This window comes from Candidatus Syntrophosphaera thermopropionivorans (assembly GCF_004353895.1).
Taxonomy (GTDB): Bacteria; Cloacimonadota; Cloacimonadia; order Cloacimonadales; family Cloacimonadaceae; genus Syntrophosphaera; species Syntrophosphaera thermopropionivorans.
The window spans coordinates 1-25,341 of the sequence record NZ_SMOG01000010.1; the positions used below are offsets into that span (position 1 = coordinate 1).

The following is a 25,341-nucleotide window of genomic DNA, read 5'->3' on the forward strand; positions in this document are numbered from 1 at the left end:
ATTATTAATAGCAAGCTCCTTCGGAGCTTCATAAACGAGGACGTTTATGACCCCGTTATGGGGTGTGAGACGTCCTCGTCTCACCAAGCCATTAGTTATTTATAAAGGGATATCAAATTCTTAGCTCTTAAAAATCAAGTATTTCTTCCATATATTTCAAACCTTGATAAATTGAACTAAAATTTTTAAAATAAAACTTGACAGGGAAGATAGATAAATTTAAAATACTTTTGAGAATTTTGAAGATAAAAGCTTTGTGTTTGAGGAAAACATTTATGCTCCTACAAAGTGAAGGTGTGGTTATGTATAAAACAGCGAGATGGGGAATACCATCTATCTTAAAAGCCAGCTTTAGTTTAAAGCATCCTCTCATCTCAATTAGTTATTGAACCGCCATTTTCTCCGTTCTTTTGTTATGTTCTCAAAGTTTTTATTCAGTTTATATAGAAGAGAGTTACGCTAAGGATACAGACAGTACCTGTATAACCTTGAGTTATTGATTAACTACTAAACAAGCAAGGGAGATTTAAGATGAAAAGGTCTCTATTATTTATTTTAATTTTAGGTTTTATCACTTTGGGATTGGCTTCTATAACCGAGTATTATACCTTCAATCAAACCAGCGGAACCTACAATCCTTTTAACCCTGAGGAAGGGAATTTGATACCAGAATTATCAGCTAACAATGTTCTTTCTTCTCCTATTTCTATTGGCTTTATCTTTCCTTATGGTACGAACTTATATACCGAAGTTAAGATTAGTTCAAATGGTTGGCTTGGCTTAGGTTCTTCGCAGACAAATAGCTTGAATTACAACCAACTCAATTACATCTATAATTGTCCTATTCTGGCACCTCTCTGGGATGACTTAAGTTTGCAAATGGGCACTTGTTATTATAAAATTGCTGGTACTGCTCCTCATCGTGTTTTTACCGTCCAATACACTAATTTAAAATGGAATTATACTGCCAGTTCATTTTTTAATTTACAGGTAAAATTATATGAAACCGGGAAGATTGAGTTTATTTATGGATTTGCTACCGGGTCACCAAATTCTCCTTCTGCTTCAATTGGAATCAATATGCTCCCTGGAGGTTCTGAATGGTTCTATTCTGTTACTCCAGGGAATCCTGCTACGGTTTCAACTACCACGGAAAATAATCAAATCTCTATTTGGCCCGGAGAAGGAACTATATATGAATTTAATCCAGTTATCCCATTTTCCAATGATTTAGCTGCACTCTCAATTTCAGGTAATAATGTGCTTACAGTCGGAGAAAATTCTGATTATCAGATATTGATTAGAAATAGAGGTAACAATAACCAAAACAATTATCAGATAAAACTTTTACTGGACGATGAGGAAATTGCTTCCCTGAATGGCAATCCTATTCAAGCAGGTGAATTTCAGACCTATACGCTTTCCTGGATTCCTTCTTTTAATTTTATTGGTCCTGGCAATTTATCTGGGAAAGTTGTTTTATCGGGAGATGAAAATCCAGTTAATAATCAAACCTCTCCGTTACTTATTACTATTCAACCTGCTGAAATCCAAGAAGTAACTATTGGCTCAGGAAATGAATTAGCCAGAATACCTATAGATTTTAACAAAAGAAACTCACTTTATGAATGCCTTTATTATCCCGAAGAGATTGGCTTTTCCAGCGGAATTATCTACTCTATAAATCTCTATAATTATTTTGTTAATTCACCAGCTAATGGTATGACCAGAATCTGGTTAGGAACCACAGATTTGCCCGACCTAAGTTTAAATTGGATTCTTTCTAATCAATTAACTCTGGTCTTTGAAGGAAATATTGATTATCCTGCTGGAGTCAACACCATCTCCATTCCCTTACAGACACCTTATTTACACTATCCAGGTAATCTGGTGATGATGGTGCAAAGACCCTGGGACCAACAATTTTATTCCGAGAATAACAATTTCTATGCCCAGACTATAGGTTCTCATAGAGCTCGTAAAACAAACATTGATAATCAAATTTTTGAACCTTCCAGTCCTCCACCTTCTACGGTTTCCGGTCAATTTCCTAAAACCACCTTTTTATACACTAATTATTCTTTGCTCAATGATCTGAGTTGCTTGAGTATTAATGGCAACCCTGCTCCATCTATTGGCTCAAACTATTATTATACCATAACCATAAAAAATAATGGAATAGAAACTCAGAATAATTATGTAGTCAGACTAATGGCTACTGATGGAACAGAACTGAGTTCTGTGATGGGTTCAACTATAGCTCCACAACAAACATTAGAATTTGATATACCCTGGATTCCTGCCTTTGAAGGCTCTGTTTCTATCTATGGAGAAGTTATCTTGGTAGGAGATGAAATTGAGACCAATAATCAATCTCTTCCTTTAAAGATTAGAGTCTATCCTGAAGGTATTTTCTATAGTCACATTACTATTGGTGAAGGTAATTTGTGGGAAAGAATGCCTATGGATTTCTACTGGAAGAACTCCTTATTTGAAACTGTATATCTTGCTTCTGAACTGAATACAAGCGGTCTATTAACTGACATTCAAGTTTATAATTATTTTTATTTGAATTCGCCTAACGAACCAACCAAAATCTGGATGGGAGAAACTACACTCAATGACCTTTCTCAAGGTTGGATTCCATCTACTGACCTGACTTTAGTTTTTGACGGAATGGTAGATTATCCTGCCTATAATAATGATATTTTAATCCATCTGGATACCCCTTATCAATATAATGGAAATAATCTGGTAGTAATGTTCAAGCGTCCCTGGGATCCAACTTATTTACATAGTGATGGAGTTTTTCGCAATCAGACAGGTGATGTAATTAATCGCACCCTTAAAGTTGCCAGTGATGTCATAGATTATGATCCTGCCAATCCTCCTGCTAATACTACGGCACAAGCGATATTTCCTATGACTACTTTTATGATTAAGTATACTGATCCTTTTGGTGAACCTGTCACTCTTCCATCCAGTATGAATGTAGCTTGTGCTGTAACCATTGATGGACTTCCTGCATCTTCTGGAGATATTCTGGCTGCTTATGTTGATGTTAATGGAGTTCCTCAGCTAAGAGGTAAACAAACTATTCAGTTAAGTGATAATCTTGCCAGTTGTATAATTCAGATTTATACTGAGAATGATGCTGAAATAGTCCGTTTCAGGATCTGGGACCCGAATAATAATCAGATTTATCTTTCTTCAAATACGCTCAGCACTTTAGTTAATGCCACCATTGGTTCCATCCCTGATAATCCTTTTATGATTTATGGAATTAGCCCTCAAACTCAATCCTTATCATTAGTAGGTGGCTGGAATCTTATTTCCTTGAATATATCTCCACCGGATCACCGTATAATTTCTTTAATATCTGCAATTGCAAATAATGTTCAGCAAATTAAAGGAACAGAAGGAGTGTATATTTTAAACAATCCTTTTTCTTCTTTAGCTGCTTTAACGGATGGTAAAGCTTATAGTATTCTGATGTCTAGTCCAGCTAACTGGACAGTAAGTGGAGCGCCCATTCCTGTTTCTACACCCATACCCTTATCTGATGGTTGGAATCTTGCTGCATATTATCCTACTACACCTTTAGCTGTAACGGAAGCTATGAGTTCTATTTCCGAATGGCTTATCCAGGTGAAAAGTACAGATGGAGTTTATATTCCGGGTAATCCTTATTCTACCTTGACTACTATGTATCCAGGTAAAGGTTACTGGATAAAGATTAATGGAGCTCATAATCTGATTTATCCAGAACCAGCCAGAACCAGAGATAGTTCTTTATCACATGTTACTCAGAATCAGGTTAAAGACGAAGAGCAGGTGCGGATACTATCCAATAGTTTAACCCTATTGGCGAGATGCAATGCTGCAGAAGAGGGAGATTATCTCTTAGCCAGAGTGGAAGGAGAATTAAGAGGTAAGGAAAAGTTCATTTTTCCTGAGGGATTTCCTGCAGTTCTTTTGCAGGTCTACACGGAAACTGCAGGTGAAGAGATAAGCTTTAGCCTCTTAAAACCAGATGGTAGAGAGATAGTTTTAGCCACCACTCTGATAAGTGAACCAGGTGCTATTTTAGGAGATTATCCTGAGTTTGTAGTTTTGGAATCAACCGCAATTGAGGACCAAGTTATAATTCCTACTCAGTTGAAAGGTTGTTATCCCAATCCCTTTAATCCGAGTACTACCATTGTCTTTAGTATAGGAGAAGAAACTCAGGTAAATATAGATATCTATAACTTAAAAGGTCAGAAAGTTCGTCATCTAACCAATGATAGTTTCAGCAGAGGTGAACATAAACTTCTCTGGGATGGCAAAGATGACCAGGGCAGGAAAGTTGCTTCCGGCATCTATTTTGCTGAGATGAGAACACCTCATTACAAGAAACATATTAAAATGATAATGACTAAATAAGGATTTTAAGGAGGAAAAATGAATTCCAGAATTTTAGTCTTATTACTATGTATCATAGCCTTAGCTACTATATTACCAGCTAAGGAGATGGCTCCTTATTCCTATCCCAATAAAATTGAGATAGAACCACAGACAAAAGTTTATTCCTCAAGTAGAATTGCTCCAGAATATACATTCACCAGGACACCAATTCCCATAATGACTTCTTATTATGACTATATGATTGGTAGCTATCACAGTTTACCCTTACAAATTATCCCTGATAATGCAGAGGGCGGCTATTTTATGACCTATCACGGAAGAAGAATGGCAAGTGGAACTCGTCGGGTTTTTTATTCCTATATTAGTCCACAAGGCGAAATTATAGCTAATAATGAGATTAGTGATCAAAATTTAAATGAAGGCTATCCCACTTTAGCGGTTGATCCCGTTTCTGGTAAACCATTATATGCCTGGCATGGTAATTTTGATGCCGATCTTGAGTATGAGATAAAGTTTGCCTCAGATGCGTTCCTGGATGGTATTACTGGTCTTTTTCATTATCAAATTATTTTTGATAATCCTATTATAATTGATCCTCCTGATGGTCCTATAACTTATGATAACGATTTTGATTGGCCTACCGCGGTAATTGGTCCTTCACCAATAGCAGGTAAAAGAAGAATCTATGTCGTTGCCACAAATTCAGTTACTCATAGTTCATATCCTGTTGAAAATCCCTATATTGCTTATGCTGATTTCAATGAAGAAGATATTGAAGAGGGCAATGACTTGGTCTGGAGTTACACCTCCATTCCGGAACTAAATCAATGGAATGTAGATATGAACTGGCGAAGACCTTTTCATTCTATTACTTGTGATAATTCGGGTAACCTCTATTATGCTGGTTATCATACCGCTTATGCAAATGATGGAATTACCCCTATTAATGAACCTGATTTGGATGTGTTTATCTGTCCTAATTATGGGCAGGGCACCTGGAGAAGAGTTAGTAGTTCCAGTCATCTGAATATGTGGAATCCTCCAACTTCACCTACTGATAACACTGGATATTTTGTTTCTCCCGTTACCGGTCAACCTTATGGTGATAATGGGGATATCTATTTTGGCATTCATAACTCCGGTCATTTAAATGCCTCTGTAGATAATGAAGGAAGAGTTCATGTCTTTGCTATTTGGGCATTTAAAAATAGTGATGATTATTATTACCCTAATTATCAATATGTTAAAGAATTTATTTTTAATCCTCAAACTGAAACCTTCACCATTAAAGACATTTGTCCCCAGAAAGACCCAGCCGATACCTTCAATACTACTTTTTGTCCCTGGGACCTTGAACCTCCTTTTGGAGAAGTGGATGAATTTAGTAATATAGCACCTTCAAATCCTTTAATAGTGAGCGATTGGCCCTATCCCCATTGGGATGATACAGCTCATAGTGATGCTATGCAGTTCCATTATAATAATTGCAAAATCACCAACGCCAATGAAGAAGGAATGATGGCAGCAGTTTGGCAAAATTCTGAGAGAGCTCGCAGGTTTAATAAATTTGGGGATATGCAATATTTAGCTTATGCAAATACTCCAGAAATTTGGATTGCTGTCTCACCAGATAATGGCAACACCTGGAGTGAACCTATTATCCTGAATAATGTAGATACTCCTCAATTTGCTGGTCTCAAACCTATGTGGGTCTATCCTGCAAATAAGATTAAATATATAGGTATGCAAGAAGGACATAAGGTTGGAAAATTAGCTCTGATGTTCTATAACGATTACACCTGGGGTTCCAATGTAATTACTCCACCCTATCATATGAACCCTGATGGTGGACAGGTTATGTTTACTGAACTCCAGATTGTATTTCCTGTTCAACTACCTACAGAAGATCCTTTTGGAGAGCCAATTGTCTTAAGTAGCAGTATGACAGTAATGGCAGGAGTTCAGATTAATGGAGTTATGGCTTCTGAAGGAGATGTAGTGGCAGCTTATGTCAATGTCAATGGGGTTCCTCAATTGCGCGGGAAGGAAACCGTACAGGTCATAGATGGAGTTGCAGGTTGTCTTTTGCAGGTTTATACAGAGACTAATGGAGAAATCGTCTATTTCAAAGTCTGGGATGCCAGTACTAATAGAGTGTATTTTGCGGAAGAAACTCTCAATAGTATAGTCAATGGAACTATTGGAGAATATCCCCAGAACCTTTTCTGGCTAAATTTTGGAACCTCTCAGCTTCAGATTATTAATCTCCAGACTGGCTGGAATATGATTTCTCTTAATGTACATCCTGAAAGTATGGATATAACTGATATCTTTAATGATATTATGTCCAATATAGTAATGATTAAATCACCCAATGGAGTTTTTATTCCTGATAATCCTTATAATACATTAACCAATTTAGCCGACGGGAAAGGCTATTTTGTCAAGGTTTCCAGTCCCTGTAACTTGCTTGTTAACGGAATTGCAATTGATGTTGCTCAACCTATTAATTTAAATCCTGGTTGGAATCTAATCGGTTATACCCCTCAAGTTACTTTGAATACAGGTGCTGCCTTAGCTAATATTGCTACTCATCTCATTCAGATTAAAGGTGAGGAAGGCGTGTATGAAACCAATAATCCTTTCAGCAATCTAAATGTTCTCCATCCTGGAAAAGCCTACTGGATTAAAGTTAATGCCTCTTGCAATTTAGTTTATCCTCCCTCTGGGAAACAAAATATAATCTTTCAGCCTGTTCTTTCCTGTAAAAAATATGGGACTCCCATTGTGAAGACCAATAGTCAAACTGTGCTTTGTTCACTGAATGAGCTTGCTCAGGAAGGTGATATTTTAGCAACTCTGGTGAATGAAGAATTACGAGGATTATCCTATATCAAGAAAAATAATGGCATTACTGGTGCTCTTATCAATATCTTTACTGAAGAAGCTGGGGAAATAATCCAGTTTAAACTCATTAAAAAAGATAGCGATGAAGTTTATAACTTTCTGCCAGATTTATTAAGTGCACCTGGTGAAGCGATAGGAAATTATGAACAGGGGATTTTTTATAATCTTATCCCTGATCAAAATCAAATCCCGGAAATTAATACTGCTCTTATTTCTGCCTATCCTAATCCTTTCACAAATTCCACTTCTATTTCTTTGATTATGGGGAAAGAAAAATCCCCGATTCAGCTAAATATCTATAACCTCCGGGGTCAAAAAGTAAAAACTCTTTTTGATGGAACTCTTGACTCTGGAAATCATAATCTCATCTGGGATGCAACGGATGATAATGGCAGAAAAGTAGCTTCTGGCATCTATTATTGTAAATTGCACTCAGCCGGTACAAATCAACTGATTAAACTTCTGCTACTTAAGTAATTGGAGTGTGTTATGAAACCTAAAATTCTCCTTCTACTTACCTTGATTGTTCTAATAACTTCTGCTTTTGCCACTGATCCCTGGGGAGAACCTGTTGTCCTGCCAGGAAGTATGACTGTTATGGCTCAGGTTTTTATAAATGGAATGCCAGCTTCAAGTAATGATGTGTTGGCGGCTATGGTAGATGTTGCAGAGACTACGGAACTTCGTGGTAAAGCCACTATTCAAAATATCAATGGAGTTGCTGGATGTCTAATCCAAATTTTCACCGAAACCAACGGGGAAATTATTCACTTTAAACTCTGGGATGAAAGTGCTCAAATGGTCTTTAATGCTTCTCCGACTCTTAACTCCGAAGTTAATGGTATAGTTGGTAGCTATCCCAATAATATGTATCAAATATATGCTGGCTCAAATATGATTACTGACCCCTGGACAGAACCTTTAATTTTAACCAGCAGTATGACCGTCCTGGCGCAAGTCGGAATCTCCGGTAATCCTACGGAAAATAATGATATTCTGGCTGCTTTTGTAACCGTTAATGGTCAACCAGAATTACGGGGAAAACAACACATCTCTATTGTAAATGGCATCTCTGGTTGTCTTATCCAGATTTTTACTGAAACCAACGGTGAGCAGATACAGTTTAAAATATGGGATTACAGTGAACAAGAAATTGTAAATTGCACCACTACACTTCTTACTGAGGTTCAAGGTATGATAGGTTCCTGGCCAAATGACCTCTTTCCAATTCTGGGAGGTGAAATTTATACTGTGGAAAATCCTATATTGTTCCCTCCTGGTGGAATCTATCAAACTCCTCAATTTGTTTCTATAACTTGTTCCACCTTAAATGCACAAATATATTATACCTTAAATGGAACTGATCCCACTCCAACCTCTAATCAATATTCAACTCCTCTTTATTTTGGCTTGAATACTACCACAGAAGTGCGTGCTCGTGCCTATAAAAATTATTGGATGCCCAGCGATGTTTCAGTTCATATCTACACTATCACCGGAACTGTTCCTACTCCTATCTTTAATCCACCAGGTGGAGTTTATAATGATTCTATTGATGTGGTGATAAGTTGTAACCTGCCAGGAGCAGTGATTCATTATACTATGGATGGCTCAAATCCTGATGAAAATTCACCCGTTTTTTCTATTCCAATTCATCTGGCTCAGGATACGCTCATTGTCATTAAAGCTAAAGCTTATAAAACTGACTGGAATCCCAGTGAAATTGCTTCTGCTACCTATGATGTACAAGTCCCTCTGTCCGATGATATTACCCTTCCTTTAATTCCTTGTATAGTTGGTTGTTACCCCAATCCTTTTATTGATTTCACCAGTATTAAAATTAATCTCAAAGAAAACCCTCTGAACTATCGTGTGGATATTTATAATATCAAAGGAGAAAAAGTGCAACAATTTAAAGGATGTGAACGAGGTGAATTTGAAATTAAATGGGATGGTAAAGATTTTAAAGGAAATAAACTAAGCTCCGGAATTTATTTAATTTCCCTGCAGACCAAAACTTTTAGCGATATCCGGAAAATTATACTGAAATAACCTATAGCAAACATACATTAAGGTGTGCGAGAACTCCTTGTATTACATAACTATTAGAATTTTCGCCAAGGAGGTAATACCTACTCGTTTGGCAAAACTATCAGGATTTTCTATGCTATATTAGATAGTTAAATAGAAACTTATCTCTATAGCAATTGTTAACCATAAGCTCCCTGGTAAGTGGGGAAATATATCTATTTCTTACTGTTTATTGAATTATAATGCTTTATAATGATTGCCCATCACCAAGAAAATATGGCATTAATAAAAATTACTTTAAAACAATAAAAAATAAATAATAAGCTCCAGTTATTATCATTCTGAGGTGAAAACTAATTAACCCACTTTTTAAAGTAATATATTTAATAGTTTGCTTGCTAATAACAATTTATCATTCTGAGCTTTAAACTTTTCTTTCTGCATCTCTTAATTGCTATTGGTAGTCTTAATATTCGTTTCTAATGAATTTATTTTTATTTGCCTATTAAAAAACTGCATTGTATTTTTGTCCATTTTTCCGCCCATCTTTGGCGATTTGATTAATGCCTTAAACTATCTTGGCTCTCCCTTAGCTCTTTTCTTTGTAAAGTGCTAAGAGAGAGACAGATAGGAGATTGTAAATTCTATATTTATTCAATTCTATACAGGTCAATACTTTCACCTTTTCTTCTGTCAATTTATCACCTTCTAAAAGGATTATGCAATAAAATTGATTATGTTATCTACCTCATTGTCAATTGAATACGAAAATTGTTAGACTTGCAGAAAAAAATCATTGACAACTAAAATTAAGTTTATTTTAAGGAAATTAGAAGATTAAAGATGGAGTTTTGGACTGTGATTTGTCAGAGCAAAGCAATATTTGGACAACTTATTAAAAATGAAGGATTTAAGTCCATTTCAGGACAAAATCACTGTCCAAATCATATCTCACTATCTATCAATCAATTAAATAAGGTCAAAAAAAATACCCCCCACCCCCTCAACCACCTTTTTACTATCACTGTCTTTTTTGACCTTCCAACCCCTTGCTCTACAGTCACTTGAAAACGCCGCTGTAAGAATTGAATTGACCCGTTTGAGGGGATTGAGACTTATGGAACCTTTTGGTGTTAGAAAGAAGATGCCACTTACCGTAAGAATTGAATTGACCCGTTTGAGGGGATTGAGACAAAAATTGGTATTGTTGCTTAGGGTATGAGGATACCCCGGTAAGAATTGAATTGACCCGTTTGAGGGGATTGAGACAATATAGGGGATTATTGAGCAGTCATTTTTATTGCTGTCTGTGTAAGAATTGAATTGACCCGTTTGAGGGGATTGAGACTTGTCCCATCGCCTCTTTGGACCTTATCAGAGAAGTTGCGAGTAAGAATTGAATTGACCCGTTTGAGGGGATTGAGACTCTTAATCCTACTTATCATTATCTACCCAGATATGTAAGAATTGAATTGACCCGTTTGAGGGGATTGAGACCTTATAATTTCGCTACCATCAGCTCTAACTCCAACGTAAGAATTGAATTGACCCGTTTGAGGGGATTGAGACTATACGTCTTTGTTCTCCGTAAGATATAACTTGCTCAGTAAGAATTGAATTGACCCGTTTGAGGGGATTGAGACTTTACTTACTTTCCTATCCGGATCCCAGCTAAATTGTAAGAATTGAATTGACCCGTTTGAGGGGATTGAGACTTACAACTTCATAGAATCCGGTATCTAACTCACGGACAGTAAGAATTGAATTGACCCGTTTGAGGGGATTGAGACTTTCTAGGGCTAACTGAGTCTTTACCTGAGTCTTACGTAATGTAAGAATTGAATTGACCCGTTTGAGGGGATTGAGACTTGAATACCACTCTTGATTGAACTTTTCTTTGTCAGGCATGTAAGAATTGAATTGACCCGTTTGAGGGGATTGAGACATGCAAACTCAATGTCTTCCCTCAACTGGGCTTTTGGTGTAAGAATTGAATTGACCCGTTTGAGGGGATTGAGACTATAAATCGTTTTCCTTATTTATTAAAAACGATATTATATTGTAAGAATTGAATTGACCCGTTTGAGGGGATTGAGACAATCGTAGTTAATATGTTATACTATAATAACTACGATATCTGTAAGAATTGAATTGACCCGTTTGAGGGGATTGAGACCCATAGATCAATATGGAAATGGCTTCAACCCTTCTCTCTGTAAGAATTGAATTGACCCGTTTGAGGGGATTGAGACTATTCATAATAGCTGTGATTACTATGTGTTCAATAACTGTAAGAATTGAATTGACCCGTTTGAGGGGATTGAGACTATAAACTCGGATATTTTTTATTTCTAAAAATTCTAAGTGTAAGAATTGAATTGACCCGTTTGAGGGGATTGAGACTCTCATCGTCCTTGACAACGAGTATGTAATTCTTCCCTTGTAAGAATTGAATTGACCCGTTTGAGGGGATTGAGACAGTAATCCTCCAAAACGATTATAACACATCTTTCACCTCTGTAAGAATTGAATTGACCCGTTTGAGGGGATTGAGACTATTAGATGGATAGTCATCTGGTTCGATATGAACCAATTCTCGTAAGAATTGAATTGACCCGTTTGAGGGGATTGAGACCATCCTTTTCTCTAAAACCGAGAATTAGATGGTGTATCCCGTAAGAATTGAATTGACCCGTTTGAGGGGATTGAGACCAATTCCAGCATCACTTCCAGGCTCTTGAAAAAGAGTGTAAGAATTGAATTGACCCGTTTGAGGGGATTGAGACAATATATTGCTTCTTCCTCGTTATCTGGAAAAGCTGTAAGAATTGAATTGACCCGTTTGAGGGGATTGAGACAATGAGGGACGAGAATCTGGTTTGATTTCCAATAAAGCTCGTAAGAATTGAATTGACCCGTTTGAGGGGATTGAGACTCTGTCATCATACGTGGATAGATTCCAGTTCCAGTAGTCTGTAAGAATTGAATTGACCCGTTTGAGGGGATTGAGACATATTCCATCTTGAGAATCGTATGCTTCCTTATTCCATGAGAGTAAGAATTGAATTGACCCGTTTGAGGGGATTGAGACTAAGTAAGTGGGCACTTTGGTAAGCCCTCGGCAAGCCTTTGTAAGAATTGAATTGACCCGTTTGAGGGGATTGAGACTCTAGATAGCTCTCCCAGAAATCATCGTCAATAGTGTCACTGTAAGAATTGAATTGACCCGCTTGAGGGGATTGAGACATATATCTCGGTGGCTTCTTTTCCGCATAAAATTAATAAATCAAAGCTATTTACTTCAATTTCATTTCTATATATAGAGGGACTTAAAACATAAATGGTTCCTTCTATATCTAATTATTCTTGAAAGGCAAAATGTAAGTAATATCCAAATAGGGTATCTACACTCACCGTGGAAAACTGGATAACCTGGTATTCTGTATTTGTTTTAATCACACAATGTGTATAGCGAGAAAATATATATGCCAAAATAACAGAAACATATGAAGAGATGGTTTCGGTTGGTGAGAACTTAAGTAAAATTTAGGCTGGTGGTTTCAGTGAGTTCAAGGCACAGATAGGAATGTAGGTAAAGTTGAATTCTAGGGGGAAAATGTTTCTGATAATCAACGAACACTTAATGCTTATGCGTTATGAGTATAATTGATATATAACTGGAGAGCTGATAATAATAATGGCACAACTATTTTTAAGTTTTTGCAAAAATAGGTTTAGATATGATGAATGAATTGATAGAGGGGTGAAAAAAAATAGTAATAAAATAAAAAAAATCGGGAACGATATTTAAACCGATTCCCGATTTATTTATTACTAAGTTAACCTTAAATATTATCTAAGACCCTGACTCATAGCTTCACCCAGGCTGAAGATAGGCAGATATACAGTAATGATTATACTTCCCACGACCGCTGCCATAATCACTATCAATAAAGGTTCAATGAGTGAAGTTAAACGGTCTATCACTGAATCAACCAGTTTTTCGTAAAATTCTGCAGCCTTTCCCAGGAGTTTATCCATATCACCAGTTTCTTCACCAGTGCCAATCATTTGAAGAATGGTGGGTGGGAAAAGTCCTGTTCTTCTAAAGGCATTAGCTACGCCGTAACCTTCTTTAACCATAACTCGTGCACGTCTGATTCCACCTTCAATAACGGCATTTTGCACCACATTTTCCGTCAATTCCATAGTATCCATAATAGGAACTCCAGCACTCATAAGGATAGAGAAAGTGCGAGCAAATTTACTCATAATAGAATTGAGAGTAATGCTACCAATGATTGGGATCTTTAATTTAATTGAATCCCAGACATAACGTCCCCGATCAGTTAGATTAACAATCCATATCGTAGCTGCAATAGCCAGAACTATAAAGATAGCGAGGAAGATATTACTCGTTAGGAAATTACTAATAGCAATAGCGACCTGTGTGGGACCCGGTAATTCAGCATTAAAACCTGCATAAACTTCAGCGAACATAGGCACGATATAGTAGAAAAGGAAGAATACTACAATTATGAGAAATATTAAGATAAAGACAGGATAAGCCATAGCAGATCTAACTTTACGATGTGTATCTTCCATTTTTTCCAGATAGTCAGCCAATTCATTTAGCGTGGTGTGCAGAGTACCCGAAACTTCACCAGCTTTGACCAATGCTACATACATAGGATTAAAAACACCTGGATGTTGTTCCATAGCTTCCGATAGAGAATAACCTTTCCGAATGTCGTCAGCGAGTTGTTTTAATACCTTAGCGAATTTTTTATTCTTTTCGGATTTTTCCAGGTCAACGAGAGCTTTTTCAATAGTTAATCCTGCAGAATACATAGTAGCAAGTTGTCGGGTGAAGAAAACGAGGATTTTTAAACTAACGCCAGTACGCCATTTATAGATAGAAAGCATTATCTTATCAGCGAGAGATAGATTACCTTTGAAAGCACCTTCAGCTGCGGCTTTAACGGATATAATAGTGCTGCCTTCTTTAGATAATTTTTCCACCGCTTGGTCAAGAGAATCAGCCTTGACGATACCTTCTACCCTGGCACCTTTAGCGTCTTTAATTATATAGGCAAAATTAGGCATAGGGAAAAACCTTCTTTCCAGTAATTATTCAACTATAGTCATTTTTATGACTTCACGGATGGTAGTAATACCTTCTTTCATTTTAATTATTGCTGCATCATGTAATGAACGCATTCCATTTCTTAACGCAGCTTCCTCTATTAAATCCTGATTGCCTCCCTCGTAAATAATGCGACGGATTTCAGGATTGATAGTTAACAATTCAAAGATACCAGTACGGCCAGAATAACCAGTGTTGTCACAATGGACACAACCACGACCAATCTTAAAGTTAATCTGAGCAGCTTCTTCAGGAGTTATACCGCAATCATTAAGTTCCTGTTCTGTGGGATGATAGTCAGATATACAATGAGGGCATATCTTCCTGACCAATCTTTGAGCCATAACCAGACAGAGAGAAGAACCAACCAAATAGGGCTTAATTCCAATATCAATAAGACGAGTAATAGTGGAAGGAGCATCATTAGCATGGAGTGTGGTGAAAACAAGGTGTCCTGTAAGTGAGAATTTAATAGCAATATCAGCAGTTTCCTCATCACGAATTTCACCAATCAACACTATATCAGGGTCTTGACGCAGTACAGAACGTAGAGCAGAACCAAAAGTTAAGCCTATCTGCTCTTTAGTCTCAATCTGAGTAACTCCTTCTACTCGGTATTCCACAGGGTCTTCTACGGTAACTATATTAGTTTCAATATCTTCAATTTCTTTTAAGGCAGCATGAAGAGAGGTTGATTTTCCACTTCCTGTAGGGCCCGATACAATAATAATTCCATAGGGACGACGGATAATCTTTTTAAAGATTTCCATATCATCTGGTTCAAAACCGAGAGTAGTGAGTTTGAACCCGAACTCACCCTTATCCAGGAGACGCATCACCACTTTTTCACCCAAGACAGTAGGAGTGATAGAAACACGGACATCAACACTCTTAATAGAGGTTTTTAAGGATATATGACCATCCTGAGGAAGACGACGTTCTGCGATATTTAATTTGGACATAACCTTAATTAAAGAGATAATACCTGGATGCATTCCAATAGGTGGAGTCATAACTTCTCGTAAAGCACCATCAATGCGATAACGAACACGGGTATGCTTTGTTAAAGGTTCAATATGAATATCAGTGGCATTAGCTTTGATAGCTTCATTGATGATTAGATTAACGAGTTTAACCACAGGTGCATCTGCTTGTTGGGAAGCAGCAGCAATTGTAATTTCGTTTTCATCTTCATCCACAGCTACAAAGTCAAAACCACCAACTGCTTCTTCAACTTCAGTGGTAGTACGGATGCTTTTATAATATTTTTCAACGGTATCATGGAGCATAGAATCCGAAATTAGCTTGGGTTTGACATTAGTGCCTAAAATCTTTTTCAAGCTATCCAATACAGTGAGATTATCCGGGTCAGCCATAGCAACAACCATACCATCAGCATCTTCACGAAGAGCGATAACCCGATTTTCCACGGCATAAGGTTCAGGAATTCTACGCACCACTTCTATATCCAGGTCCATAAGCTCTTTTTCATCAACAATATCATAACCTAACTGCATATTAAGGGCTTTGAGAAGTTGCTCCTCGGTCAAATAACCGAGTTTTATCATTGTTTCGCCCAGTTTTAAGCCAAAGTTAGATTGCTTGATAAGAGCTTCTTTAACCTGATCTTCTGTAACATAACCTTCATGGACGAGGATCTCACCCAATCTGGCAAATTGAGGGTTAAAAGCCATTTATTAACTTCCTTTATAATTAAAATTCATTATCCTGAAAGGATGTGAAATTTATACTGAGGGATGGCTGTTATATGGGCCATCCCTCAAACCTTTATGTTAGAATGGAGGACATCCATCCCAGTAACGATAGAGAACGATACTGGTTTCAACAGAGACATTTGTGCCTAAGATACGTAGAGTAATTACACCTGTTGTTTGTCCTGGCGTTTCACTTACCCCGTCACCTACTGGGATTTCTAATTTGTGGTATTTAATCTGTCCCCAAGCCCATCCAGCTTTATCTCCTATTCCATAGCTTCCATCATCAGTTATAATTTGCCAGGGTGGATCGTAAGGGTAATTATTATGAAATCCTGGTATGGCAACAAATTGTCCTTTGGTAGAAACGCATATAATAACTGCATTACCTACTGACTTACCCTGTCCATCAGTAAGCACAGCGTAAAAATCAGCTGATTTCCAGGTGTCAGAAGAAAAGAAATTTAGGTGCTCTGGTACAACCTGAGCTTCTAATCGTGGATCATTTAAAGGCAACTGGACCGTGGCATAGCCATCAACACCTTCTCCAGCTACAGCACCGGTACTTGCCTTTATAGTAATCCAGTCATAAGTGAAATTTCCTGAATAAGTAACTGTGGTGTAAGCAACACCTGCAAGGGAGTCGTCCTCTACGCTTGTATTTCCGACAATACCAGCTGCACCAATCTGACAATTCGTCACATTATTTATTAACTCAAAAAAGACAGAGGTGCCGGTTTCTACCGGATTGCCATATCTATCCTTAACTACTGCACCCGCTACTACTCTCCAGAGGCCTCCACCCATATTCTGTCCTGTATTAAAACCACCGATAAATGGTTTCACTTCTGCGGGAGGTCCAGCATGAATGACAATATTAGCTTTAGTGGCATGTATCCATCGTCCATCTTTAGCAATACAGGAGGCACGTATTATAAGAATTCCCGATTCACTACCGCTATTTACTGAGACTTGTGCCTCTCCTCCTGTAGATATAACTAATACACTGTCCGTGACAGGTTGATTGTTTAAATTAGCTCCAGCAGGTGGATCTAAATTAACGATACGGAAATATACCTCTTGAGGATAATCAATTAAATTGCCATTAATATCCTTTAGTTTAACTCTTAAAATAGCTGAATCAGTACCACCAGTATTGGCAACATTAAGAGTTATCTGTTCCTGTTGAGTGAATGAAATGGAATAAATATCGTCAGATTTAATATTAAAAATAAGCTGAGTCTGTAGGGTGTCATTATTAGCAAATGCTTTAATAGTAGCTGCTCCTGCAGCAAGACCAGGGGTAAATCTGACCTGAGCTTCACCCATAGTATTAGTATTTAGCGTAATAGATTGAGTGGTATTCAGGAAAGAACCAAGATTGGTTTCAAAGCGGACAGGTTTTGTAGGACAGGGGTTCCCATGGGGATCATTAAGAGTAGCAAGCATATAAATATTGTTTGGACTGGCGACCGAACTGGTATCTGTTTCTATCATCTGATCTCCCACTTGGACAAAAGATTGTAAACGGATGTTAAAAGGATTGCCAGGGTAAATCATCACTTCACGAGTGCTGGATATGTCTCCAATACTTGCAGTTACATATGCGGGTTCAATTCCTGGCGTCGTTGTAGCCACAGCTCCAGCATTATAACGAGCATAAGCTCTACCGTTTAAGGTCTTTGAAACGATACTCATACCTAAATTATTTCCACTCTCATCAACAAATTTTCCTTTATTGCAACTAAAGGTTATGAGGGTGTTATCAGGCACCGTCTGTCCCAGAATATTTTTAGCAGTAGCATTAATCTCCGTGGTCTGCATAACAGTCATAGGAAAGGGATTAGCCTGTGATGAGAAATTCAGAGTAACGGATTCCACGGGTGGAACTTCATCAATAAATACTTCTACTCTGGCGGTATCAGCTGAGATTACTGTATTAGTAGTTTCTGATATATTCTGGACTACAGCCATTATGGAGGCTAATCCTTGCTCTCCATCATCCCAGAAAGTGGTTTTTGCGACTCCACTACTATCTGTAGGAACACTACGGAGTATTCTTCCAATATTGGCTCGGAAATTGACTATTTTGCCTGGTATGGCAAAACCATCACCATCTTTGACAGTGACACTTATCTGAGAAAAGGTTATGTTATTATCACAGTAAATGGTATCTGGTTCAGCTACAATTTTAGTAATTTTTACTACTTCAGAAGGTTTGACTATTCCAATTCCTGTGGGTGGTGGATTGCGTCTATCACAAGAAGTAATAACTAAGAAAAGAGCCAAAACCAGGAAAATAACTATTGGGAATAAGTTATTTAACTTTCTCATTTTATCTCCCCTTATTTTCCTCATTATTATTATTATCATTGTTTACATTTTCATACTGGATTAGACGACGAGTCATTCTCTCATCCAGTTTAGGTTCACCGAGACTCTTAAGTTCCTGAACATTAGGGTCAGGACGATATTGGTCCGCAGTAATTATACGGGGTGTGATTTCAATAATTAAATCGGAGTTATCAATTTGTTCCGTTTTATGCTGAAAGAGTTTCCCAATAAAAGGAAGATCTCCAAGTAGGGGAACTTTAGATACTCTATTGGTAATGTTAGAACTGAGTAAACCTCCGACTATAATTTTATGTTCATTTGGAACGGTTACAGTGGAATTGATACGACGGACTCTGGTGCGAGGAACATAACCACCAACTAATTCAGTGACAGAACTTACTTCTGGTGAAATTTGTGCAGTAATGAGTCCTTCATCATTAACTGTAGGAATAACAGTTAGCATAATACCAACCTGTTCACGCTCGACCTGGATTTGTTTTTCATTATCAGTTACAACATAGGGGACCACTTCACCGATATGGATATTAGCTTCGTTACCATTCAGGGCAGTCACTCGTGTATCAGTTAACAACTTTGCCGCATTATTTTCCAGTAGCCAATCTATGGTGATATCAAAAGCGGTTAATTGGCGACTGAAATGACCGATATCATTGAATCCATTAATTCTCTGGAAATACTGTTGATTGGGTAACCGTTCAAAATCCGTAGGATTACCATGGGGTAGATAACCTTCAACATCAGTATAATTATAAGGTAGACCAGTACCCACAGAATTGACTGGGTCTTCAGCAATGATTGTAGTTAAATGATTTAGTCTGCTCCAATCAATGCCATATTTTTTAGAATCAGTAAGATTAATTTCAATTAACCGGACCCTAATCTCAATTTGTTTTTGAGGGACATCCATAGATTTAACTAAATTATTAATACCTTCAAAGGTATCGGTATTAGTGTATACCATAATAGCATTTTGACCTTCCACTGGCACCACAGAGACTTGAGTATTTTCTAATGCTTTACTAACTTTTTCAGCATCAAGATAATTTAAATAAATAATGTGGCTTTGTTCACCAGCAGATTCAGAAATATTCTGTAGTGTTCCCACCAGAAAAGTATTATCGCCATAAATTTTATAGGATAATCCTGCTGATTTAGCTACGAGGGATACAGCTGTTTCAATGGGGACTTCTCTGAGATTAAGAGTAACTCTTTTTTGCTCTTTTTCTGCCATACCAGTTTGATCTGTAGCCAGCACAATATTAGTGCCACTAAGTCTTGAAAGGGTATTTAGAACAGAAGATATGGGTTCATCCATACAATTTAGAGTTACGGGTTTACGTAAGTTACTTGTTTGTGCTCCAATACTGAATACAGAACATAGTAATATCATTACCAGGGCACAAAGTATAAAGTGTTTGGACAAGGGATGGTGTATCATATTAACTCCAGCTTGGTTGTATTTTTTCATAGTTAGTAATTTTGTTCCAGGGATTTTTGTCTGGTTTCTTCTAAGGAAAAATCAGGTATTGGAGGACGAGGTTGAATAGGAATAGTTTGAGGACCACCATAATATATGCCAATATTTTGTTCGGTTATCCACATAATTTTTCGTCCTTCTACTACATCACCAACACCAGCAGTATAAATTCTATCCTGATACTCAATGGTAACTAATCTTCTTCCGGTTTCCTCATCAATATAAGTACCTGTGGGACGGAACATATTCCTTACTGCATTTTCAAATTCTTTTTGCATATCAAATCTATCTTTAATGATATTACCCTGTCGTAGAGGGTCATGAGTTACTGAGAACACAAAATTTTTTCTATCTAAGATAGAAGATTCAATGCTCATAATTTGAGCTCTGAGAGTATCAGAAACGGATTCATGCGTATATTTAGACTGAGGAGGAATCTTACGATTTGCTTCATTCAAGGAGATGAGCCTAATAGCGCAAGCAATGAGAGATATGGCAATAAGAGCCATAGCTAAGTCTTTCAGATATCTAAACTGCACTTTAAGCCTCCTTTTTAACCTTATAAATAGAAAGCTCCATAGTTATTTTATAAGTATTTGGAGCATTTGGGTCAGTTTTTCCTGAAACTTGAGTGGGACTCACATCAAGATACTGGATTTTAATGATATAATTCTGAGCTTCCAAATCGGAGATAAATTTTCCCATTTGCTGAAATGTTCCCTCTAATTCAAGGGAATAGGTATGTTCTAATAAGCCAGGTTCGTTGTATTTATTAGTATCTGATATCCTGATTAATTTCAATTTGTTATTATCTCTTAACCTTTCAATCTCTCTCCGAAAATCATTCAGTTCATCTATAGAAAAACGCTCGTTGGTTGTTAAAGTATTATCCAGGATTTCTTTAAACTGGCTTAGCTGAGCATCCATTAACATTGCACTATTAAGTTTTTCCAGAGAGGTTTTTATCCTTTTATCATACCGTTCTATCTCAGTAATATTTTTCTTAAGATTAGTGTTGGCTACCCAGAAGAAGAGGATGGTTACCAGAATCATACCAACGATGAAGAGTAGATATTTTTCTTTCATAGTTGCACCTTCTGTGGTTGTAATGGAGCAGCTTCCCGACTATAACATTCAATGATAAATTCCAGAATTTCGGTATCCTTAGAAATTTGTCGCATTTGTGGTCCTGCCTTAATTTCGGGGAAATCATTACTTATTTCCGGATTATTCTTTAATCGTTGAATAAAATTGAATATAACATCACCTTCTTGAATATTTTTACTAATTTCAATTATACCATTAAGAGTAAGAACTCCATTACTATAGGTAAATTTTCTAATGGCTAATTGTTTATCAATTTCACGACTTAAAGCTTCCAATTTCTTTGTCCAGAAAATACGGTTATTAAAGGTTTTTGCTAACTTTTCTAAATCCTTTGCAGATAGATATTCACCACTTGACTCTACTGCAGCAAGCTGAGAACTGATTTGATTGTAGAATTTGCGGCGATTATCAACTTTCTTTTTCATATCTTTATTAATATAGAAAAGTCCAACAAACAAAAGAGCCGCACAAATACAGTAAATAATAACAGCATTGCGGAAAGTTTTATTTTCTTTCTCTACTTGTAGTTTTAATTCCCCATATTTGTTTAGATTTATTTTAAAATAAAAGATATTTTCCATAATTACATCCTATTCTAAGCGCATAGCCAAGCCTATAGCTAAGGCAAGTTGCGGATCTTTTTTGTCTTCGAATTTTTCTGGCATCTCCACATTAATAAATGGGTGGAAAACATCAGTAGGGATATTAACTTTTTCTTGAATATATTCTGGTAATCCCCTTAATTTAGCAGTGCCACCCATAAGGTAGACCTTACGAAAATCGCTATTACCTGCTTCTTTGACATAGAAGCGTAGGGAACGCCTCAACTCTTCAACGATGGCGTCTTCAGTTGCTTTTTCAGAAATATCCAGCATACTAATCGTCTGAGTTCCAGCTCTACTGGGGTCATCAAGTAAGCCCCATTCCATCTTATAGTTTTCTGCCTCTTGCCATTCCATTTGGCGTTTACGCATAATATCACGAGTGAAATTATAGCCTCCATAAGGAATGTCCCGGGCAAAGAACTTGGCTTCAGGTCCCCATATAACCATATTGGTACGATGGGCACCTAAATTTAATAGAATATAAACTCCCTCTTCCACAAATGCATTTAAGATAAAACTATTTGCCACAGCCAAGGAATCTATATCAACAATATTGGGAGTTAAACCGGCAGTAGTTAGAATATTAGTATGTTCATTTAGTAATTCTTTTGAAGTGGCAGCTAATAGGATATTCATATTGTTAGTTTTTTCTTCTACGCTAATAACTTGATAATCCAGTACCATATCGGTTCCACTAATAGGGATATGTTTTTTTGCCTCAAAGAATAAAGCTGATTCCAACTCATCATCAGGGAGGAAAATGGTTTTTATTTGTTTAATGCTGGTATTATCTCCTCCCACAGAAGTGACCAGATGTTGAATTTTTTTAGGGTTGATATGCAGCGTTTTTAGTATTTCTACTATTACAGGAGCAAAACGGTCGGGACGCAGGTCACTGGGAACATATTCTACATCAATTGGTATAGTAGGTCTGATTTCGTAGTTTAATAGTTTGAAGCCTTCATGCAGTCTTTTTAAATGCACTACCTTCACACTGTGACTACCAATATCAATACCCACAGATTCTTTAAACTTGATTGCTTTAGTTTTTTTCATTGTTCCTCTATATTTTTCATTATATATTTAAAGGTATTCTGGAGGACGTTTTATAATCCAGTTAACAGCTGCAAAGGGTGTTTCATCTTTACGATTAACCTGAGGGAAATCAATAGGTGAGGTATGATAAAATCTATTATCGTAATGATAATTTTTTTTATAACCTGTACCAGACCCAGAGGTCCCCGGATAGTTAATATTGGTCAATTGAAAACCGAATACAGGGTCATTATGTTGCACTGCTGTAGGTGCACTTGAGGGTCCACAGAAATCAATAGGCTGATTCCATTCATTATTGGATGGCCATTCAGTATCATAATAACTGCGATGTACGAACCCTCTTCTTCTTTGAGAAACTGAGCCGTAGATATTAATATATCCTCGTTCCAGATAAGGTGTCCTTTCTGGCCACAGAGGATTATACCAGGGATAATCAATTTTCAGATTGCGGGGACCATTACAAGTTGCCCATTTATATGCATTACTCTGTGGGAAATGGTAACGATGAAGGTCTATTTTCGTATATAGAACATTATTATATCTATAATCAGGAACTGAAGGGTGAGGATGTTGATATTCAAAGGTAAATACTCCATCCTGATGGGTATTTCCATGTCCATCTCCTAAAGCAGCCATTGCCGCATAAATCCAGATCCCACCATAACCTGTGTCTGGTCCGCAATTATCATGGTGACGTAAAGTATCAATCGGGCTTCTATAACCGTACTTAATAACGATGGATTTCTCGGAAACTAAACCGACAACATCAGTATTATTATTGGCAGGGTCCGTACCTACAGGAGTATTTTCAAGCAAAATATCATCTACCAGAAACATTGTATCAGCACATCCCCAGGTCTGATAGGTGGCAAAAGTTCCGCGAATCCAGAGACGATTGTTTACCCAATTAGATCTATTATTCGCTGTACCATGTGCACCAAATGTCCAGACAGTATCTCTCACTTGATAAGTATTTGTAAATAAAGGTTCAGTAGCAGTAGGTGGTGGATAAGGATTATAAACATCAGCGCTTTCTAACCGAGGAGATTGTATATCCCCTTTGTAATAAGTAAAAGATGCGCCATCTACTTCTACATAAACTATCACATCGGGATTATAATTAAGCGGTCCAACTTTTTGCCCATTTCGTCTAATAAGTGTAGCACTTTCCGGAAAAACAACATAATCATATCCTTCTGAGAGGCCTCCGGGGAAGATCTGACTTTCAGAATAACTTCCCGAGTGGGATTGGATTTCACCTGCGGTGGAAACCCAACCATAAAATATTGGCCAACCACCATTAACACCCCCAGAAGTTTGCTTAATCCAGATATCAGTATTGCTATGAACACGACCATATAACATATCAGGACCGTGAAAATAGACATTAGTTCCATTAGGCGATTCATCAGTATCAGTAAAATACATAAATTTAGCAAATGTCTCGGTTTCTAAGGTATAAATTCCATATTTACGAATCATAGAAAATTTAGAATTCATAGCTGCAACTTGTCCGATGCCAGTTTTAGATTTAACCAATGATTCAACTATGGTTTGCTGTTTCTGATCACCCATAACAACTTCTTGAGAAGTTAGTAAACGTCCCTTACTAAGTAGCGACTGAATTTTAAAAGTTTTTTTCAGTGCGGAATTGGTTAATTCAATACTTCGCTCCGAAGTACGCACCGGAATTAATATAGTTCCCAGTTTTTGGGCTATTTTTTGTCCTCTATAGGCTTCACTACGTAGGAAAAGAGTACTTTGAAAATTCTCAAAATCATATTGAAAAGCCACTACATCGTTCATAGCCATACTGGATAGACTAAAACCGGACATTACTGCTATCACACTTAATAATAAGGCAATAGCAATATTTCCACTGGGATGTTTGAATATATTAAACATAAAACCTCCTCAAAAGAGGATTACTTTTTTTATTTTTTTGCCATCTTAGTTTTGAACTTAACCATTTCATATCTATCCGCACCTGTTTTAATTCTTGCGTTCAATTCTACTTGGACTACATAGACATTCGGTTCTGGATTAACCTTAGTAAAAAGAAACTTATCAATTATGATATCGTCAAGATCTTCTTCTTTCGGAAAGATATATATAGGAGAAGCAACTTGAACACCGTGATGTACATAAGTGCAACGCACAGCGCCATTATATAAATAAAAATGAGCATTATCAGATTTATATATATCTGAAGCTGATGGAGGTATTACCTTTAATCCGGTAGAAACATTCGTGGTAGTATTAGTTAGTTCCAAGGTCATCGCATTAATCACACCAATATATTCAGTATCGATTCCCGATCCTACTGGAACACCATTTTTAATAAGATTTAAGCAATTTAAAGCATCTTGTTGTAATTTAGTCCAGGCAGTTAATTCTTTATAAGTTCTAAAGAAAGTTCCAATACCTAACCCAGAAATTAATAACAATAATACCGATATCGCCATTACTACAATTAATTCTATTAAGGTTACTCCATTTTGCCGTGCTAATATAGATGATTTATGTTTTTTCATA

Annotated in this window: 14 protein-coding genes and 1 CRISPR repeat array; of the genes, 3 read left to right on the plus strand and 11 right to left on the minus strand. The window is 37.0% G+C overall.

All coding sequences use genetic code 11. The features are described 5' to 3' along the window. The first annotated feature begins 531 nt into the window (after positions 1-531). From E0946_RS04185 to E0946_RS04195, 3 genes are read left to right on the plus strand one after another with little or no spacing between them, the layout of a single operon-like run. Positions 532-4,425, plus strand: coding sequence for a CARDB domain-containing protein (locus E0946_RS04185; protein WP_133201223.1), 3,894 nt, complete (start codon positions 532-534; stop codon positions 4,423-4,425). An 18-nt stretch (positions 4,426-4,443) separates the two neighbouring features. Further along, a complete protein-coding gene (locus E0946_RS04190; RefSeq protein WP_133201224.1) occupies positions 4,444-7,791 on the plus strand; it encodes a FlgD immunoglobulin-like domain containing protein in 3,348 nt (1,115 codons plus the stop codon). A gap of 12 nt (positions 7,792-7,803) precedes the next feature. Next, positions 7,804-9,366, plus strand: a complete 1,563-nt coding sequence (locus E0946_RS04195; protein WP_133201225.1) for a chitobiase/beta-hexosaminidase C-terminal domain-containing protein — start codon at positions 7,804-7,806, stop codon at positions 9,364-9,366. Positions 9,367-10,423: 1,057 nt separating this feature from the next. Beyond that, positions 10,424-12,591: a CRISPR direct-repeat array (repeat unit 37 nt; unit sequence GTAAGAATTGAATTGACCCGTTTGAGGGGATTGAGAC). Between the two features lie 114 nt (positions 12,592-12,705). On the opposite strand, the gene E0946_RS07450 is transcribed toward E0946_RS04195, so the two are convergent. The 11 genes from E0946_RS07450 to E0946_RS04245 all read right to left on the minus strand — a co-directional run bounded on the left by E0946_RS07450 (position 12,706) and on the right by E0946_RS04245 (position 25,340). Further along, entirely contained in the window at positions 12,706-12,837 is a 132-nt protein-coding gene (locus E0946_RS07450; protein ID WP_277997829.1) for a hypothetical protein, read from the minus strand. A gap of 360 nt (positions 12,838-13,197) precedes the next feature. Continuing rightward, the gene (locus E0946_RS04200; protein WP_133201226.1) at positions 13,198-14,451 is read right to left on the minus strand and encodes a type II secretion system F family protein; all 1,254 of its coding nucleotides are present in this window, start codon (positions 14,449-14,451) and stop codon (positions 13,198-13,200) included. 24 nt (positions 14,452-14,475) lie between these two features. After that, entirely contained in the window at positions 14,476-16,185 is a 1,710-nt protein-coding gene (locus E0946_RS04205) for a GspE/PulE family protein (protein WP_133201227.1), read from the minus strand. A 99-nt stretch (positions 16,186-16,284) separates the two neighbouring features. Beyond that, a complete protein-coding gene (locus tag E0946_RS04210; protein ID WP_133201228.1) occupies positions 16,285-18,540 on the minus strand; it encodes an Ig-like domain-containing protein in 2,256 nt (751 codons plus the stop codon). A gap of 1 nt (position 18,541) precedes the next feature. Beyond that, entirely contained in the window at positions 18,542-20,029 is a 1,488-nt protein-coding gene (locus tag E0946_RS04215) for a type II secretion system protein GspD (protein WP_243713745.1), read from the minus strand. A gap of 2 nt (positions 20,030-20,031) precedes the next feature. Then, positions 20,032-20,577, minus strand: coding sequence for a hypothetical protein (locus E0946_RS04220; protein ID WP_133201229.1), 546 nt, complete (start codon positions 20,575-20,577; stop codon positions 20,032-20,034). A gap of 1 nt (position 20,578) precedes the next feature. Beyond that, on the minus strand, positions 20,579-21,124 hold the full coding sequence (locus tag E0946_RS04225; protein ID WP_133201230.1) for a type 4a pilus biogenesis protein PilO: 546 nt from the start codon (positions 21,122-21,124) through the stop codon (positions 20,579-20,581). After that, complete coding sequence (locus E0946_RS04230; RefSeq protein ID WP_133201231.1) at positions 21,121-21,726, minus strand: hypothetical protein; 606 nt, start codon at positions 21,724-21,726, stop codon at positions 21,121-21,123. The genes E0946_RS04225 and E0946_RS04230 overlap by 4 nt, the downstream gene beginning before the upstream one ends. Positions 21,727-21,735: 9 nt before the next feature. After that, positions 21,736-22,806 (minus strand): type IV pilus assembly protein PilM, encoded by a 1,071-nt coding sequence (gene pilM / locus E0946_RS04235; RefSeq protein ID WP_133201232.1) that lies wholly within the window; start codon positions 22,804-22,806, stop codon positions 21,736-21,738. Between the two features lie 27 nt (positions 22,807-22,833). Further along, positions 22,834-24,711, minus strand: coding sequence for a hypothetical protein (locus E0946_RS04240; protein WP_133201233.1), 1,878 nt, complete (start codon positions 24,709-24,711; stop codon positions 22,834-22,836). 29 nt (positions 24,712-24,740) lie between these two features. Then, positions 24,741-25,340, minus strand: a complete 600-nt coding sequence (locus E0946_RS04245; protein ID WP_133201234.1) for a prepilin-type N-terminal cleavage/methylation domain-containing protein — start codon at positions 25,338-25,340, stop codon at positions 24,741-24,743. Position 25,341 lies beyond the last annotated feature (1 nt).

Coding starts and splice junctions, on each gene's coding strand:
- E0946_RS04195 (WP_133201225.1), top strand. CDS start 7,804: ATGAAACCTAAAATTCTCCTTCTACTTACCTTGATTGTTCTAATAACT.
- E0946_RS04210 (WP_133201228.1), bottom strand. CDS start 18,540: ATGAGAAAGTTAAATAACTTATTCCCAATAGTTATTTTCCTGGTTTTG.
- E0946_RS04205 (WP_133201227.1), bottom strand. CDS start 16,185: ATGGCTTTTAACCCTCAATTTGCCAGATTGGGTGAGATCCTCGTCCAT.
- E0946_RS04245 (WP_133201234.1), bottom strand. CDS start 25,340: ATGAAAAAACATAAATCATCTATATTAGCACGGCAAAATGGAGTAACC.
- E0946_RS04240 (WP_133201233.1), bottom strand. CDS start 24,711: ATGTTTAATATATTCAAACATCCCAGTGGAAATATTGCTATTGCCTTA.
- E0946_RS04215 (WP_243713745.1), bottom strand. CDS start 20,029: ATGAAAAAATACAACCAAGCTGGAGTTAATATGATACACCATCCCTTG.
- E0946_RS04185 (WP_133201223.1), top strand. CDS start 532: ATGAAAAGGTCTCTATTATTTATTTTAATTTTAGGTTTTATCACTTTG.
- E0946_RS04225 (WP_133201230.1), bottom strand. CDS start 21,124: ATGAAAGAAAAATATCTACTCTTCATCGTTGGTATGATTCTGGTAACC.
- E0946_RS04200 (WP_133201226.1), bottom strand. CDS start 14,451: ATGCCTAATTTTGCCTATATAATTAAAGACGCTAAAGGTGCCAGGGTA.
- E0946_RS04190 (WP_133201224.1), top strand. CDS start 4,444: ATGAATTCCAGAATTTTAGTCTTATTACTATGTATCATAGCCTTAGCT.
- pilM (WP_133201232.1), bottom strand. CDS start 22,806: ATGAAAAAAACTAAAGCAATCAAGTTTAAAGAATCTGTGGGTATTGAT.
- E0946_RS04230 (WP_133201231.1), bottom strand. CDS start 21,726: ATGGAAAATATCTTTTATTTTAAAATAAATCTAAACAAATATGGGGAA.